The 15826-nt window shown below is 47.6% G+C and carries 17 protein-coding genes and 1 pseudogene; 10 read left to right on the top strand and 8 right to left on the bottom strand.

Annotation, left to right across the window (positions count from 1 at the left end; genetic code table 11):
• Nucleotides 1-23 precede the first annotated feature (23 nt).
• Both HV314_RS11675 and HV314_RS27360 read left to right on the top strand, forming a co-directional pair.
• Nucleotides 24-1088, top strand: a complete 1065-nt coding sequence (locus HV314_RS11675) for an alpha/beta hydrolase (RefSeq protein WP_181548037.1) — start codon at nt 24-26, stop codon at nt 1086-1088.
• Between the two features lie 327 nt (nt 1089-1415).
• Nucleotides 1416-1523, top strand: a pseudogene (locus HV314_RS27360) (glycine zipper 2TM domain-containing protein); the annotation flags it as partial.
• Nucleotides 1524-1582: 59 nt separating this feature from the next.
• On the opposite strand, the gene HV314_RS11670 reads toward HV314_RS27360, so the two are convergent.
• Together HV314_RS11670 and HV314_RS11665 are read right to left on the bottom strand one after the other, a co-directional pair.
• Nucleotides 1583-2737, bottom strand: coding sequence for an MFS transporter (locus tag HV314_RS11670; RefSeq protein WP_094761129.1), 1155 nt, complete (start codon nt 2735-2737; stop codon nt 1583-1585).
• Nucleotides 2738-2817: 80 nt separating this feature from the next.
• Nucleotides 2818-3420 (bottom strand): TetR/AcrR family transcriptional regulator, encoded by a 603-nt coding sequence (locus HV314_RS11665; RefSeq protein ID WP_094761128.1) that lies wholly within the window; start codon nt 3418-3420, stop codon nt 2818-2820.
• Nucleotides 3421-3760: 340 nt separating this feature from the next.
• Here HV314_RS11665 and HV314_RS11660 point away from each other — a divergent pair, with 340 nt between their 5' ends.
• Nucleotides 3761-4612 (top strand): aldo/keto reductase, encoded by an 852-nt coding sequence (locus HV314_RS11660; RefSeq protein ID WP_181548036.1) that lies wholly within the window; start codon nt 3761-3763, stop codon nt 4610-4612.
• 26 nt (nt 4613-4638) lie between these two features.
• On the top strand, nt 4639-5628 hold the full coding sequence (locus HV314_RS11655; RefSeq protein ID WP_181548035.1) for an aldo/keto reductase: 990 nt from the start codon (nt 4639-4641) through the stop codon (nt 5626-5628).
• Between the two features lie 24 nt (nt 5629-5652).
• Here the strand turns inward: HV314_RS11655 and HV314_RS11650 are convergent, their stop codons facing one another.
• Nucleotides 5653-6546, bottom strand: a complete 894-nt coding sequence (locus HV314_RS11650) for a LysR family transcriptional regulator (protein WP_016156764.1) — start codon at nt 6544-6546, stop codon at nt 5653-5655.
• 148 nt (nt 6547-6694) lie between these two features.
• Here HV314_RS11650 and HV314_RS11645 point away from each other — a divergent pair, with 148 nt between their 5' ends.
• On the top strand, nt 6695-7486 hold the full coding sequence (locus tag HV314_RS11645) for an SDR family oxidoreductase (protein ID WP_181548034.1): 792 nt from the start codon (nt 6695-6697) through the stop codon (nt 7484-7486).
• Nucleotides 7487-7628: 142 nt separating this feature from the next.
• Here HV314_RS11645 and HV314_RS11640 read toward each other — a convergent pair whose 3' ends face one another.
• The 5 genes from HV314_RS11640 to ycgZ all read right to left on the bottom strand — a co-directional run bounded on the left by HV314_RS11640 (nt 7629) and on the right by ycgZ (nt 9406).
• Nucleotides 7629-8180, bottom strand: coding sequence for a LuxR C-terminal-related transcriptional regulator (locus HV314_RS11640; protein WP_016156766.1), 552 nt, complete (start codon nt 8178-8180; stop codon nt 7629-7631).
• Complete coding sequence (locus HV314_RS11635; RefSeq protein ID WP_181548033.1) at nt 8180-8425, bottom strand: hypothetical protein; 246 nt, start codon at nt 8423-8425, stop codon at nt 8180-8182. Before HV314_RS11635 ends, HV314_RS11640 begins: the two co-directional genes overlap by 1 nt.
• Nucleotides 8426-8553: 128 nt before the next feature.
• On the bottom strand, nt 8554-8820 hold the full coding sequence (locus HV314_RS11630) for a biofilm development regulator YmgB/AriR family protein (protein ID WP_016153343.1): 267 nt from the start codon (nt 8818-8820) through the stop codon (nt 8554-8556).
• A 34-nt stretch (nt 8821-8854) separates the two neighbouring features.
• Nucleotides 8855-9127, bottom strand: coding sequence for a hypothetical protein (locus HV314_RS11625; protein WP_181548032.1), 273 nt, complete (start codon nt 9125-9127; stop codon nt 8855-8857).
• A 42-nt stretch (nt 9128-9169) separates the two neighbouring features.
• Nucleotides 9170-9406 (bottom strand): regulatory protein YcgZ, encoded by a 237-nt coding sequence (gene ycgZ / locus HV314_RS11620; protein ID WP_016153345.1) that lies wholly within the window; start codon nt 9404-9406, stop codon nt 9170-9172.
• A 318-nt stretch (nt 9407-9724) separates the two neighbouring features.
• Here ycgZ and HV314_RS11615 point away from each other — a divergent pair, with 318 nt between their 5' ends.
• The 5 genes from HV314_RS11615 to HV314_RS11595 all read left to right on the top strand — a co-directional run bounded on the left by HV314_RS11615 (nt 9725) and on the right by HV314_RS11595 (nt 15818).
• Nucleotides 9725-10936, top strand: coding sequence for a diguanylate phosphodiesterase (locus HV314_RS11615; protein WP_016156768.1), 1212 nt, complete (start codon nt 9725-9727; stop codon nt 10934-10936).
• Between the two features lie 221 nt (nt 10937-11157).
• Nucleotides 11158-11889 carry a MerR family transcriptional regulator gene (locus tag HV314_RS11610; RefSeq protein WP_032931597.1) on the top strand — a complete coding sequence of 244 codons (732 nt, stop codon included), beginning with the start codon at nt 11158-11160 and terminating at the stop codon, nt 11887-11889.
• Between the two features lie 320 nt (nt 11890-12209).
• Entirely contained in the window at nt 12210-12740 is a 531-nt protein-coding gene (locus HV314_RS11605) for a Csu type fimbrial protein (protein ID WP_016153348.1), read from the top strand.
• Nucleotides 12741-12754: 14 nt separating this feature from the next.
• Nucleotides 12755-13477, top strand: a complete 723-nt coding sequence (locus tag HV314_RS11600; RefSeq protein ID WP_115190519.1) for a fimbrial biogenesis chaperone — start codon at nt 12755-12757, stop codon at nt 13475-13477.
• A 55-nt stretch (nt 13478-13532) separates the two neighbouring features.
• Complete coding sequence (locus HV314_RS11595; RefSeq protein WP_181548031.1) at nt 13533-15818, top strand: fimbria/pilus outer membrane usher protein; 2286 nt, start codon at nt 13533-13535, stop codon at nt 15816-15818.
• Nucleotides 15819-15826: the final 8 nt, after the last annotated feature.

Raw genomic sequence — 15826 nt, 5'->3', positions numbered from 1 at the left:
CAAACATAACAGAGGATGTAATCTTGAAAACTGTCTTAAAAACGCTGGCCATCTGCGCGATGGCGGGTGGCATGGTGGCTCAGTCGGTATACGCCGAGCCGCTGGTCATTCAGGAACAGGGTAGCTTTTCTGCTGGTGGTACTATCATCACCGCACCAGGGAAATTTGACGCGAAAACGCCGCTGGATTCTGCGGGTCAAACCTGGCATGGCGATCATGCGTCTGTGTTCTACCAAATTCCGGAGAATCCGCATAAATACCCTATCGTCATGCTGCACGGCGCAGGTCAGTTCTCCCGCACCTGGGAAACCACGCCGGATGGTCGCGAAGGGTTCCAGAACATATTCCTGCGTCGTGGATTCTCAACTTATCTTGTCGATCAGCCCCGCCGGGGCAGCGCCGGGCGCACGACGGTAGAAGGTACGGTTACGCCTAAACCGGATGAACAGATGTGGTTTAACCAGTTCCGCGTTGGCGTGTGGCCGGAGTATTTTCAGGGCGTTCAGTTTTCTCACGATAAAGAAGCGCTAAATCAGTATTTCCGTCAGATGACCCCGAATACCGGGCCGTTTGATATCAATGTTATCTCTGATGCGATGTCCGCCGTCGTGGATAAATCCGGCCCGGCTATCCTTTTCACCCACTCTCAGGGTGGCGGACCAGGCTGGTACACGGCGATGAAAAACGACAAGGTCAAAGCGATTGTCGCCTTCGAGCCTGGTAGCAGCTTTGTCTTCCCGGAGAAAGAGCTCCCTGCCCCAATGCCAAGCGCGTTCGACACGCTGAAGGGTGAACCGGTGCCGATGGAGCAGTTTATGGCACTGACTAAAATTCCGATTCTGATTATTTACGGCGATAACATCCCGGATAAACCTGTCGCCATGCCCGCGCAGGACAGCTGGCGCGTGCGTCTGGCAATGGCTCGCGAGTGGCGTGACGTGGTGAATAAGCATGGCGGGGATGTCACTGTGACGCATCTGCCTGAGGAAGGAATCAAAGGGAATACCCACTTCCCGTTCTCCGATTTAAATAATGTGCAGATTGCTGATTTGGTGAGTCAATTTTTGAAGGAGAAAGCTCTGCAGTAGAAAGAGATAATATTGAGCCTTCATTATTGAGGGCTCAATACAAACATCAGCTTTATCAAAAAATGGGTTGCGTCCATCGGTTGAACTCACAGCGAAAGGCTGACCTTTGTTACGAGGTGATGAAATTTTCCTCAAAGTCAGGATATTAGAATACCTCTTGCCCTCAGGCTATGTTTGCCTGAAATGATGGATTCCAGTAGGCGAAGGCGGCTTTCAATGAGATGAGCTGCGAGTAATTCTGCCACTTTCTCAGCGTCCATCGAGCGAAGCGTATAAAATATTTTGCGATGTTCTTCCCGGGCAGGATTCGACCAAACTCCCGACATTGTAAGCATCAAAAACGGCGATCAGCAGGGCAAAATCCGGATGGATAAAGACCCCGGTTCGCAGAGCCCACTCGACGATAAAGGCCTGTTAGTTTTAAATAAAATTTAATGGCTAAATCGATGCCCTGTGATTTTTTATAATCGGGGCGTTTTTATCTTCGAAACCTATTAACTCCAGCCTTGTTGACTACGACGAATATAAGGTAATACGGATAATAAAGCCAGAACCGCTAATACCATCCCGATCCATAAAGCTGAGCGTAAACCGAAACCTGATGAAATTGCCATTCCACCTAAATAAGAACCGCCACCTAATCCAATATTGATAACTGAAGTATGAACGGCATTGACCATTGGGCCTGGATGTGCCACGCTGACAATTCTTGCCATCATTGCCGGATTCATTGGCACGCCAGATAAACCGATGAGTATGACAGCCAGAATAGCAATAACCTGATATTGAACAAATAGTGCCATGCCGAGCAAAGAAATACTCAATATTGTTAAGCCGACAACCATAACAGCTAAACTATGGCGATATGCAAGACGTCCCGTTATCATATTTCCGATAATATTGGCTAGCCCATAAAGCATCAGAATGAAGGGGACGGTCTGCATTGTAAATTCACTGACATCAGTCAGCACGGGAACAAAATAACTGAATGCCGCAAAACTTGCGCCCAAAATCAAACAGCTGGTTGCACAGGCTTTCCAATAGGCTTTGTTTTTAAATGCCTTAATCTCTTCAGCCATTTTGATAGCACAGCCGCCGCTCATATGTGGCAATAAGCGAACTAATGCTAACAGACACATGAAAACCAGGACCGCGACCAGCCCAAAACTCATTTTCCAGCCCCAGTGCTGGTCAATAATTGTTGCGATAGGTACACCAAAGACATTAGATACCATAAAACCGGCTATTACTATTGATGCGGCACGAGGGCGATTTTCTACAGATACAAGAGCCATACTTGTCGCAAGTGAAAGACTTAAACACCCTGCACACAAAATACCGGTCACGATTCGAATTGCAACTAACACATTGTAATCAGAGACAAAGACGCTTAATCCTTGTACGATAACATATAACCCTAACAACCATAATAACGTTGAGCGATAGGGTGCTTTAAACTTAAGAAAAGCGTAGGTTAATACCGGGCCACCTAGCATTACACCGAATGCATAATATGAAATCAAATGCCCCACTTCACCGACTGTAACACCAAATGCTTCAGATAGCGTGGTCATCATACCTGCCACCATTAACTCTGCTGTACCTAATGAAAAAATGGCCAACCCTAAAATATATATGACTAATGGCATGGTTTTTTATTTTCTCCCTTGTATTGGAACGATCATTACAAAAATGATTGCAAGAAATTAATGAAGTTTTTCGCTTAAATTTATAAATTGATTAACAGACCAGCGACGACATCTTCGAGGATTTTTCTATCTGAAATGTTTTTATTCAGTACACGTAAACCGTAATAGCCAGCCATAAAGCCTCTCGCCATTTCGACGGCTGATGCCTTATTGCTTAGTTCACCACTTCGTTGACCTTCGATAAATACCGTCACCAGTGTTTGTTCTAAATGCTGACGATATTCATTATTCAGGCTAGCAACGGCTTCATCTTTACTGCCCATCTCCAGGGCTGAAAATAAGACCATCGCATCATGCTGCTCTGGCTGAGAAAGATCTTCGGCGATACCCCAAAGCAGAAGGGTATGCAATCGCTCTTTTACCAGACCTGGTTGCGTGAGTATTGTCAACTGTGCTGACATAGTTTGTTCATGGCTGCGCAACAAAGCTTGCTCGTACAGGGCTTGCTTGCTTCCAAAGGCATTGTATAAGCTCCCCCGCCCTAATCCCGTACCATTGCATAAATCTTGCGCAGAGGTGCCTGCATAACCATTGGCGCTGAAAACAGCGACGGCAGCATCAATGACATCCTGATCTTCGAACTTTCGTGGACGACCTGGAAAGGTTGGTTTTTCAGCACTCATAGGGATGTGGGACTTGAAATGAGTTGAAGCGGCATAGTATTGATTATGGAACGATCAGTCAAATAATTTTCATGAAAAAAATCAGCGGTGATGCGCAGACAGATTTTCTTATGAATTGCCACGCACCACAGCTTTAATTTTTACGCGTGATGGTTAATCATCATACCTGAATCTGCCGTATTCTAATGAACATCCAACTTCAGCTTCTTGCACAACGCCGGTCATCAGCCCTCCTCAAAATTAATGAACACATCTAATAAACCCTAGCTAATTACCCCATCTAATCGAATAAATAACTTTGCGTTATGCTTTTCCTCGACAACAGCCAAAGGATAACGTCATGCAAACTGTAAAACTGAACAACGGTATTGAAATGCCCCTGCTGGGCTTTGGTGTGTTTCAAATGTCTGATGCCGCTGAATGCGAAAGAGCCGTGATTGATGCCATCGATACGGGATACCGCCTGATCGATACCGCCGTGTCTTACCAGAATGAAACCCAGGTCGGGAACGCTCTGAAACAAAGCGGTATCGACCGTAACGAACTCTTTGTTACGACCAAGTTGTGGCTGCAGGATACTCATTACGAAGGCGCTAAAGCCCAGTTCGAACGCTCCCTGAATCGTCTGCAACTTGATTATGTTGACCTGTATCTGATTCACCAGCCTTACGGTGATGTTCATGGGGCATGGCGTGCCATGGAAGAATTACAACAGGAAGAAAAAATTCGCGCCATTGGCGTCAGCAACTTCCATCCTGACAGACTGGCCGACCTTATCGCCTTCAACAACGTTGCCCCTGCGGTAAACCAGATTGAAGTTAACCCCTTCAACCAGCAGCTGCATGCCGTTCCTTGGAATCAAAGCCGTGGCATTCAGCCGGAAGCCTGGGCTCCGTTTGCTGAAGGGAAAAATGGTCTGTTCCAGCATCCCGTATTAACGGCAATTGGTCAGAAGTACGGCAAAAGCGTGGGCCAGGTTGTGCTGCGTTGGATCTTCCAGCGAGGCATCATTTCACTGGCGAAATCGGTGCGCAAAGAACGCATGGCAGAGAACATTAACATTCTCGATTTTGAACTCAGTTCTGAAGATATGCTGCAGATTGCTGCCCTCGACACTGCAACCAGCGCCTTCTTCTCTCACCGCGATCCGGCGATGGTGGAATGGCTGACCGGCCGCAAACTTGATGTTTAAGTCGCGATAAAAGAGGTATTCATTCAATGCAAAAACGTTATCTGGGTAAATCCCGACTCGAAGTATCCGCGCTTGGGCTCGGCTGCATGGGCTTAAGCCATGGCTACGGTCCGGCGACCGATACCCGTCAGGCTATCGAGCTTATTCGCGCTGCGGTTGAACGTGGCGTCACCTTCTTCGATACCGCTGAAGTGTATGGCCCCTTTCTTAATGAAGAGGTTGTAGGCGAAGCCTTAAAACCGTTTCGTGACCGCGTGGTTATTGCCACCAAGTTTGGTTTTACCTTCGGTGCGGACAATAAGCAGCAGATTTTAAACAGCCGTCCGGAGCATATCCGTGAAGCTGTGGAAGGATCGTTACGCCGCCTTAAGACTGATATCATTGATCTGCTGTACCAACACCGTGTCGACCCGGATGTCCCGATTGAAGATGTTGCGGGAACGGTGAAAGACCTGATAGCGGAAGGCAAAGTCAAACATTTCGGTCTGTCCGAAGCGGGCGCACAAACCATTCGTCGTGCACATGCCGTACAACCGGTCACTGCGCTGCAAAGCGAATACTCTCTGTGGTGGCGCGAGCCTGAGCAGGAAATCCTGCCGTTACTGGAGGAACTGGGTATTGGTTTCGTTCCCTTCAGCCCATTAGGCAAAGGCTTCCTGACGGGATCGATTAAGCCAGGAACAACTTTTGGCAAGGATGATTACAGAAGCCAAGTGCCGCGTTTCGCCGAGCAGGCGATTGAAGCCAATGAAAAGCTGGTCACCTTGCTGGGTGAACTGGCGGCAGAGAAAGGCGTGACGTCTGCGCAAATCGCGCTGGCATGGCTGCTGGCACAAAAGCCGTGGATTGTTCCTATCCCTGGTACCACCAAACTACACCGGCTGGAGGAAAACCTGGGGGCTGCCGACATCATTCTTTCGCAGAAGGATACGCAGCAGATAACCCAGGCGCTGGAAACGATTAACATCGTCGGTGAACGTTACTCTCCTGAGCACCTGGCCCGCGTAGGCCGTTAATACCCGAACGGGTCTACGGACCCGTTATTGGGCGTAGCGAAGTGCATCGATCATCAGCGCAAATGCGGGCGGGTGCTGCTTACGGCTCGGGTAGTAGAGATAATATCCGGGAAAAGATGGACACCAGTCCTGCAGAACCTGAATAAGCTCTCCTGACTTTATATAATCCTGCACCCTGTCTTCAGGCATACAGGCAATGCCAAAACCGGATAAAGCAGCATCAATCCTTTCTGCCTGCTGATTAAACGTTACCTGCCCTTCCACTCTGACCCGTAACGGTTTCCCTTCCTTCTCAAACTCCCAGTGATAAAGCCCACCGGCAGTCGGCAGGCGCATATTGATGCACCGATGATTTTGTAGCTCATGCGGCGTTTCAGGTGCAGGGTTTGCCGCGAAGTAAGACGGTGCTCCCACCACGGCCATGCGCATGTCCGGGCCAATTCTTACAGCAACCATATCCTTATCCACGCTTTCGCCCAGGCGGATCCCGGCATCAAAACGGCCCTCAACAATATCGACAAAGCCGTTATCAACCACCAGTTCGAGATTAATTTCCGGATATTCCCTGAGGAAAGGTTTTAACTTTGGCCATACCAAACTTCGCGCGGCATGCTCCCCGGCAGATAAGCGGATATTGCCGGAGGCAGTGCCGTTCAGTTGAACCAGCGATTCCAGCTCCTGTTCAAGATCGGCAATACGCGGTTCAAGGCAGGCAATAATTCGCTCACCGGCTTCCGTAGGGGCAACGCTTCGGGTCGTACGGGTCAGAAGGCGGATATTGAGCCTTTCCTCCAGAGCCTTCATCGCATGGCTGAGTGCAGACTGAGATACACCCAGTTTGCCCGCTGCTTTGGTAAAACTTCGCTCCCTTGCCACCACCAGAAAGATTTGCAGTTCGTTGAAGTTTTCTTTAAGCATCGGCGATTTCCTTATGGTGGCATTCCCTTCATCGCGCACTCATGAAGGGTGTTCATAGACACAATCATTTTAGCCCTATTACTGACAATAATGATAATTGATATTCTGACTGTAGAGAAAATAAGTCTGAATTATCAGAAGGTTTATTATGAAAATACTCATTGCAGGCGCGACCGGAAGTATTGGTCTTCATGTCGTGAATACCGCTATCGAAATGGGCCATCAGCCCGTGGCGCTGGTCAGAAATAAACGGAAAGTAAAATTACTTCCGCGTGGAACGGATGTTTTTTACGGCGATGTTTCAATGCCTGAAACACTTACCGATTTGCCGAAAGATATTGATGCCATCATCTTCACTCTCGGTTCCGATGGCCAGGGGCGTATTGGCGCCAGAGCGATAGATTACGGCGGTGTACGTAACATTTTACGACTCTTCAGGGATACACCTGTACGCATCGGTTTAATGACCACGATTGGCGTGACTGAACGACTCAGTACCTGGAATCAACGCACTGAGGTTCATGACTGGAAAAGACGTGCCGAACGTCTGGTCAGAGCGAGTGGTCACCCGTATACCATCGTCAGACCCGGCTGGTTTGATTACAACAATGATGATGAACACAGAATCGTTTTGCTCCAGGGGGATCGTCGCCATGCAGGAACACCAGAAGATGGTGTGATATCAAGGCAGCAAATCGCCCAGGTTCTGGTCAGTGCCCTGACTAACGAGGCGGCAAAAAATAAAACGTTTGAGCTGGTGGCCGAACGAGGCGAAGCACCGCCGGATCTTACTCCACTGTTTGCAGACCTGCAGGCTGATGATCCACAAAAAAATGATGGCGTTTTAGATATAGACAATATGCCTCTGTGTGAAGAACCTGAGTGCATTATTAACGAGCTGAACCGCACGGGGTTGCTGAAATCTATAAATAAATCATAAGCATCTCGACAAGGCTGTATCATCGCCCTCTTATAATGAGCGTTAATTTATGTTCAGAACAGAAGACATCATCGATAAGATAACCCGAGCGATTGATTTAAACTTACACAAATCGCTGAAGGTAAGTTCAGCGTATCGATGGTCAGGCATGCTTCAGCCAGTTCCGGAATATTTGCGCTTGCAGTATTCCCTGAAAATCAATCAGCCCTGAGCAACCAAGTTTCTTGATCAGATTCTGCCTGGCCTGGTAAATGGTTTTTAAGTGTAGATTTAACATGGCAGATATCTCAAAAACAGTTCTCCCCTCCCCTAGCTGCGTTAAAATATATTTATCTCGCGCAGTCAAGGAGATATTGAGTTCCGATTGATGCTCGTGCTTTCCACCAGCACGAGTAATATCAATAATAAATTGCTTGATTGAGGCAACATCGCTATCTACTGGCAGTCTGTAAAGTGAGATGTCATTGAGATACTGATACAGATGGCCATCAATCAGCAGCACCAGACGATATGTATTCAGATCGTAATTTTGCTTTTTTACCGCGTCAAAGTGATTAGCGGTGAAGAAAACAAGTCGCGCCTTGTCATCTTCAAAAACGATATCTGCAAGGATATTCTTTAACCCTTGCCTGATATAGATATCATCAATCCATAAAACTGCGTTTCCAGCATGTTCCTGCACGATGTTCATCATTATGACCTCAACGAAAAATCACCATTGACCTCACCGGGCTGCGAAGTTTTATCGAGTTGAAGATGTGCCAGAATCTGTGAATAGAGATCGGTCAGTATCACATTCTTCTCATTCTTCAACTGCATGCTGAATGCCTGAATAAGAACATCATTACTGATACAACCCTGTTTTAACATGACATTACGCTCTATATCCTTATACAAAGCGCAGCGGAAAATAAAATCTTCCGGAATTGAATTAGCCATATCAACTCCATAATATGCAGTCATAAAAATAAGAGGATGCTATGTATAGTCTTAATCCAAACAGCGAAGCGACAGAACTTACATCATACAATAATTGTGCTGTGTATCTATATTAATGTGCTATCTCATTAGACGTCATCAGCCGTATAACGTAACACTATTTCCAGGGTTTTTCTGATAATGTCTGCCTTGACAACGTCAGTTGTTGACTCCAGAGAACTAATCAGGCTTAAAATGATGTTTTTATTATTAACATTATCACCTGCCAGAATTACATTTGTTACCGCCTGCCCCAATACCACTGACTCATCTGCTAATAGTTCACCTGCATTATGGAAGTAACTTGATAAAGCTTTATCCGTCATTACACTGTGGACATTAATTTCATGAAGCATGGTAACCTCGCTTGTATAGTCTGGAGAATTATCTTTAATGTAATTTAGGGTTTTTGCTGGCACTGAAAGCACTCTCATCTCTCGTTTTTTCCGGTTTTCTGCTTATCTTCCCCGGATTAAAATTTGTGAAATCATTGATAACGCTGTCAATTAATTGTTTACGTGTACCATCCATTTCACTGGCATGCATAAGCCGCAATTGCTTAATCAGTGCAGCTAACGAAACGTCTTTATGCATTCGCAAAATTTCTAGCACAGCCAAACCTGTAATTTCATGTTTCAAGCGTTCACTGTCAGGTTTCTTCATAACTCCTTCACTACTTACCCATTATCATAGTAGGGCTTTATTTTATTCGAAAAGCAGGCCGATTAACGCATTGTAATGTTTCTGTTCATTCTCACCTGATGCATTTTCAAGACGGTGCAGAAGTTTGGTACACAGTGATTTGCGACTGAGATTGCGCCCATCTTTTAGTATCTCAGTCACGATTTCGCCCAACGTTTCCTGTTGGGTTGGCAGATGCGCTTTAGCAAAGTAACGAGAAATCGCGCTTGCAGAATCAGTGCGAACGGTATGCTGCTGCATGGAGTGCTCCTGTAACAAAATGCTGGTGAATATTAAGTTTTATAACAGTAGCAAAGCTGTACCGAAAATGTGTACAACATAGCACGCTAATTTTTAGCAAAAAATGCTAAATTAATTAAATCATGTAGTTACGATAGTTCAGATCTATATGAAATCCAATTTCTTTGTACAAATCACTTTGTATTATCAATGAAATTGATCTGTATTAGCCCGCTTACTTGTAAAGACAAAGTTAGAATTATGTATTAAAATCAGGGCGTAACCTGGTTTGTCTGATACTGACCAGACCTCTTCTCCTTCCTTGATCCCGGACTGTCCATGCTCACGACCATTATTTACCGTAGCCATCTACGTGAAGACGCCCCTCTCAAAGCGCTTGAGGATATGGTGACAGCCGCAAATATCAAAAACAGGCGATCAGATGTTACGGGGATCTTACTCTTTAACGGCCATCACTTTTTCCAACTGCTTGAAGGCCCAGAGGAGCAGGTAAAAGAGATCTATCGTTGTATTTGTAACGACCCTCGGCACCACAATATCGTTGAACTGATGTGTGATTACGCGCCTGCGAGAAGATTCGGAAATGTAGGGATGGAGTTATTTGATTTACAAAAACATGAACGGAATGACGTCCTGCAAGCTGTACTCAATAAGGGTACGTCCAAATTTCAGCTCACGTATGATGACAGAGCATTACAGTTTTTCCGCACATTTGTCCTCGCCACGGAAAAATCGAGCTATTTTGAAATACCTGCGCCTGATTACTGGAGTTTTATAACCGACAATACCTGTACCATCCTGGATGAAAGCACACTCCCGTCAGATACAGATTTCAGCTTTGCTTTTCAACCAATTATCGATCCTATGTCACAGCGCGTCATTGCGCTGGAAGCCCTTATTCGCGGTAAAGACGGTGAAACGCCCGCAACGTATTTTGACAAATTCAAACCTGAAGATGTGTATACCGCTGATCTGCAGAGCAAAAAGACTGCATTTGCAATGGCAAGCGCACTGGGACTTAATCACAAAATGCTGTCGGTTAATCTGTTACCCATGACCCTGGTAAACAGACCCGATGCAGTCAGCTTTCTTATAAACGAAATCGCGGCGCATGGACTGGTGCCTGAACAAATCATTGTTGAGTTTACCGAAAGTGAAGTTATTTCGCGTTTTGATACGTTCGCGCAGGCCGTGAAGTCACTCAAGGCAGCGGGAATATGTGTGGCGATAGATCATTTCGGGGCAGGTTTTGCCGGGCTTCAGCTTTTGTCTCGCTTTCAACCGGACCGAATTAAGATAAGCCGCGAACTCATCACTGATGTGCATAAAAGTGGACCACGGCAGGCCATCATTCAGGCCATAATCAAATGCTGCGCTTCACTGGAGATAATGATTTCTGCGGTCGGCGTCGAAAAACCTGAAGAGTGGATGTGGCTTGAATCCGCGGGTATTGAGATCTTCCAGGGTAACCTGTTTGCAAGAGCCTGCCTGAATGGTACTCCGTCTGTCGCGTGGCCAGAGAAAAAATGATTTCTCAGCGTTATAATAATTAACGTATTGTTATTACACAATAATCTCGCCACCTCTTTTATGCTGAACATAAAAATTCAGCATTTACTCCCTACGTGATAGTAAAGTAAATCTTAATTTTGCTAGAATCCTATGTATTTTTTGTACAATTTGATGCATGTTGTACAAAGTAGCAGGAACCGCATATCGGTGACGGAGAATCATGAGTGTCTGGGGGAATTATGGCTTATTACAGCATTGGGGATGTCGCAGAACGTTGCGGGATAAATCCTGTCACCCTTCGGGCATGGCAACGACGTTACGGTTTACTCAAACCTCAACGCAGCGAAGGTGGCCACCGACTCTTTGATGAAGAGGATATTCAACGTATTGAAGAAATAAAACGTTGGATTAGCAGTGGCACACCCGTTGGCAAAGTTAAAGCATTGCTGGAAACCAGTACCCGTGAAACTGACGACGACTGGAATCAATTGCAAGAAGAGATGATGGGCATTCTTCGTATGGCGTATCCCCCGAAGCTGCGAGCCAAAATTATCGCACTCGGTCGCGCCTACCCCGTAGATGCGTTGATTGATCGCGTTTATCTTCCTGTGCGTCAGCGGTTGATACTTGACCATAATACATCCCGCATCATGAACAGTATGCTTGATGGCGCATTGATTGAATATGTAGCCACCCTGCTGTCTGAAACGCGCCGCAAATCAGGGAAAGATGCCATCCTGATGGCCTGGGATGTTGAAGACCGAACCCGTTTATGGCTCGAAGCCTGGCGTTTATCGCAATCGGGCTGGCATATTGCCGTGCTTGCTGAACCTATTGAATCGCCAAGACCTGAACTTTTCCCCGGGCAAACGCTTTTTGTCTGGACTGGTATTACGCCAACCCGCAGACAAAATGAACTTCTACAACACTGGAACGAACAAGGTTATAAAGTCATTTTTCACAGCCCATAACCAACATGTATCGCAGTAATGAGCTGAGTAAGATAAATCTTACTAATTCTCATTTTTTGGGTGGTTATTTTGAATGCCATCCAATGAATCTGTGTTCCCTACCCGCCTGACTTAATACCCGCAGTAGCATAAAAACAAAACAATATACTCACCCGTGGGTATTATTTTTTTGCAAACGACATCACCTTTTTCCTAAGTAAAATTTATTAGATCAACTGGCGCACGCCTAATACTTATTCTAGGGTTAAACCATGTCTTCTTGTACCACATTATTGTTTTTCTAAAGTAATAAATGTGGTTATTTGAAAAAGGTAAAGGATATGGCTCTAGTCTTAGACAAACGCTTAATTCTTTGTTGCTGCGCCTTTTCCATTATTCCCGTGGCAAATGCAGCAACCGTTAACGGAACATTTCAGGTACTGATGACGATTCAAAAGGCCTGTACCGTGACTGCCGGTTCGGCTTCAAATATCACGCTTGGGCCGGTGAATACCACGGCAACAAATACCAATGCAAGCAACACGATTTCGATTAATTGCTCAAAAACCACGCCCTATTTTATCGGCCTGGCGCCGTCGGCCGCCAATGGGGGGACGACGACGGGCTCAGGCGCCATGTCCTCCGTGGCTAACGCTGCCACCAATACCGATAAAGTGCCCTACCAGCTAAATCGAACATCAGCAACAGGTCCGGTGTGGGGGAACACCGCCACCGACACCGCGCCTGGAAACGGCGTAGCGGCGACGGGGACCGGGCTGGTGCAAACGTTTACGGTTTATGCCACCGCACCGAGCGCCAACTTCACTCCTGACGACTATGCCGACACGGTAACGGTTAACGTTAACTACTAACTTCAGGAAGCCACATGAGAGTAAAACTGCCTGTTCAGCAGTGTGCCTGCGCATGCCTGTTAGGGATGGTTGCGAGCCTCAACCCTGCCGCCGCCAGCGGGCTGCAAATCGCCCCGGTCACATTAACTTTGCTCGCGACGCAAAATGCCGATGGTATCTGGCTTAGTAATGCGGGTGAAAATGTGCTCAATGCCCAGGTTCGGGTTTTTCACTGGAGCCAGAGCGCTTACGGCGACAAACTTTCCCCCTCTCAGGGGCTGGTCATTAGCCCGCCGATGCTGGCATTAGCACCTGGAGAACGTCAGTTGATTCGCGTTATTCGGACCGGCCCACCTTCGGCAAATGCTGAAGACGCTTATCGGTTATCGATAGATGAGTTACCGCCTGCAAAAGTAGAAAAAAATAAGCTTCAGTTTGTGCTGCATTATTCCGTCCCCGTTTTCATTCAACCAACATCAGCGGCGCAAACGCAGGCAAAATTGCAATGGAAATTACAACAGCTTGATGGCAAAAAATTTATTGAAGTGAGTAACCAGGGAAATGGGCATGCACAATTATCTGCTGCAACATTTATAAGCCCTGACGGTGCTAAAAAAGTTATTACGCCCGGACTGTTAGGCTACGTTTTACCCGGCTCAACGATGCGCTGGATAGTCTCCCCGTCGGCCAGTAATACTCATGATGGCGGGAAAGTTGAAGTCACAATCAATGGCCAAAAAACAGTACAAGATCTGTAACAGATCCTGGCTTCTGGTGAAATATTGCTTTCTCAATGGAGTATTAATATCGGGAATGGTTTGCGCACAAACGCTGAATAATAACCAGAACGAAGATGGTGTTATTAATGGCGCAGCGCAGCTCGTGGGGGTCAATTTGTATCTCGAGGTCACCTTAAATGGGAATCCCGTTGGGCTGGTGCATTTGGGTTACGATAATGGAAAGCTCTATGCTGGGGCAGATACCCTGCGAAAAATGGGCTTTCGCTTTGCGCCTGACGCCACTCACGCCGTCTGCCTGAACGATATCCCCGAGCTAACCATTGACTATAACGTTCAGTTGCAAACGCTTTCGCTTACTGCGCCACTCAGTTCACTCGATCTTGCGACCACGCAGCTTAACTCCCCCGTAGAGACCGCGCCGACGGCGACAACATCACGCGGAGCGCTGCTCAATTACGATATCTATACCCAACAGGGGGATGAAAGCGCAATAAATACCTTCAGCGAACTCCGCGCTTTCAATGCTGCAGGCGTGCTCAGCACCACCCAGTTGACGCAGTATTCCACCGAGGAAAATGCGGATAACAGCGTTGAGCGGCTCGATACCAGCTGGCGTACGTCATTTCCCGAAACGATGCTGGCGGTAACCGTTGGCGATACCCTGACCAGTTCACTTATCTGGTCCCGACCGACGCGTATCGGCGGCATTCAGATAGGAACCGATTTTGGTTTGCGGCCCTATATGCCAACCACCCCGCTCCCTGCATATCTTGGCTCCGCGACGTTACCGTCAAACGTTGAGCTGTACGTCGACGGCGTCAGGTACTACAACGGAGAAGTCCCCGCGGGTAGCTTTCAGATCAACACAATGCCGAACATTAGCGGCGCGGGAACGGGTCAGGTAATGATGACGGATGCGCTGGGCAGAACGAGCGTACAAAATTTCTCGTTCTACAACGATCAGCAACTCCTGCGGGAAGGATTAACTGCCTGGTCTGCAGAACTGGGTACGGTACGCGAAAACTATGGTTACTCCTCTTTTGATTATGCCAGCGCACCGGTACTGAGCGGTACATGGCGTCGTGGGTTTAGCAATACGTTCACTGCCGGGACTCACGCTGAAACCAGCGATGGACTGATTAACGCGGGCTTCAGTAACGACTGGATCCCAGGCACCCGCAGCGGCACGTTTTCGACCTCAATTGCCGCAAGTACCGACGCAGGAAAGAACGGTTTTCTGTACAGTTTTGGTTACCGTTGGTCCGGCGAACGGTTTAATTTCAGTACCAGTACGACGGCCACTTCCGGCGATTATCGTGATGTCGCCACCCATTATGGCGAGCCGCCACCGACGCTTAACAGCAATACGGTCATTGGCTATTCGCTGGAAGCTGCCGGTAATGTCAGCCTGAGTTACCTGCAGTTTCGTTATCCGCACGAAAATGCGGTGCGCTACGCCAACGCCAGCTGGTTCAAATCGATTACCGACAACATTTCACTGAATGCCGGATTCAACCAAAACATCGACGATAACCGCGATCGCAGTCTCTATTTGATGGTGACAATAACCACTGATAATAATCTAAGTGCCAGCAGCACCCTACAACGCACCAATGATGAGACCGGCTACCAGCTCAACGCCAGCCTGACGCCTCCTGCCGACGGCGGCTGGGGCTGGAATCTGGCCGCCAGTCAGCAGGCTTCCCGGCAAAGCGGTCAGGGAGAAGTGGGATATCTGGGGCGTTATGGTAAAGCATACGCGGGATTCAGCCGTTTACCGGATAACCATTACGGCTACGCAGGCGCCACCGGATCGCTTGTTACCATGGGCGGCGGCCTGTTTGCAGCACGAGAAATCAACAATGGCTTTGCCGTCGTATCAACTGACGGCGTTCCTGACGTCCCGATTAAATTACAAAATAACCTGATTGGTCGCAGCGACGACCAGGGGCTATTGCTGGTCACGCCGCTGAACAGTTATCAAAAAAACCTGATCAGTATTGACCCTATGGATCTCCCCGCCAATATGCGGATCGCGCGCGTTGAGACGAATGCAACGCCTGCCGATCGTTCCGGTACATTGGTTAGCTTTGGCATTACCCCGGTGCGCGCTGCGCAGGTCATCCTCGTCGACAATCAGGGTAAACCCATTCCCGAAGGCAGCATGGCATACGCCATCAGCGGAGCAGGACAATCGTCTGTCGTTGGTTTTGATGGGATGACCTGGTTCGACACGCTGGAACAGCACAACGCGCTACGCGTTGAGACAGACACCGGCAGTTGTCGCGTGCAATTTGACTATCCCGCTTCCGCAAAGGGGATTGTGCAAATAGGTCCACTGGTTTGCCGGCCACACTAACAGGAGTG

Source organism: Citrobacter sp. RHBSTW-00887 (assembly GCF_013728095.1).
Classification (GTDB): domain Bacteria; phylum Pseudomonadota; class Gammaproteobacteria; order Enterobacterales; family Enterobacteriaceae; genus Citrobacter; species Citrobacter braakii.
This window is presented reverse-complemented; position numbering and strand designations above follow the sequence as displayed.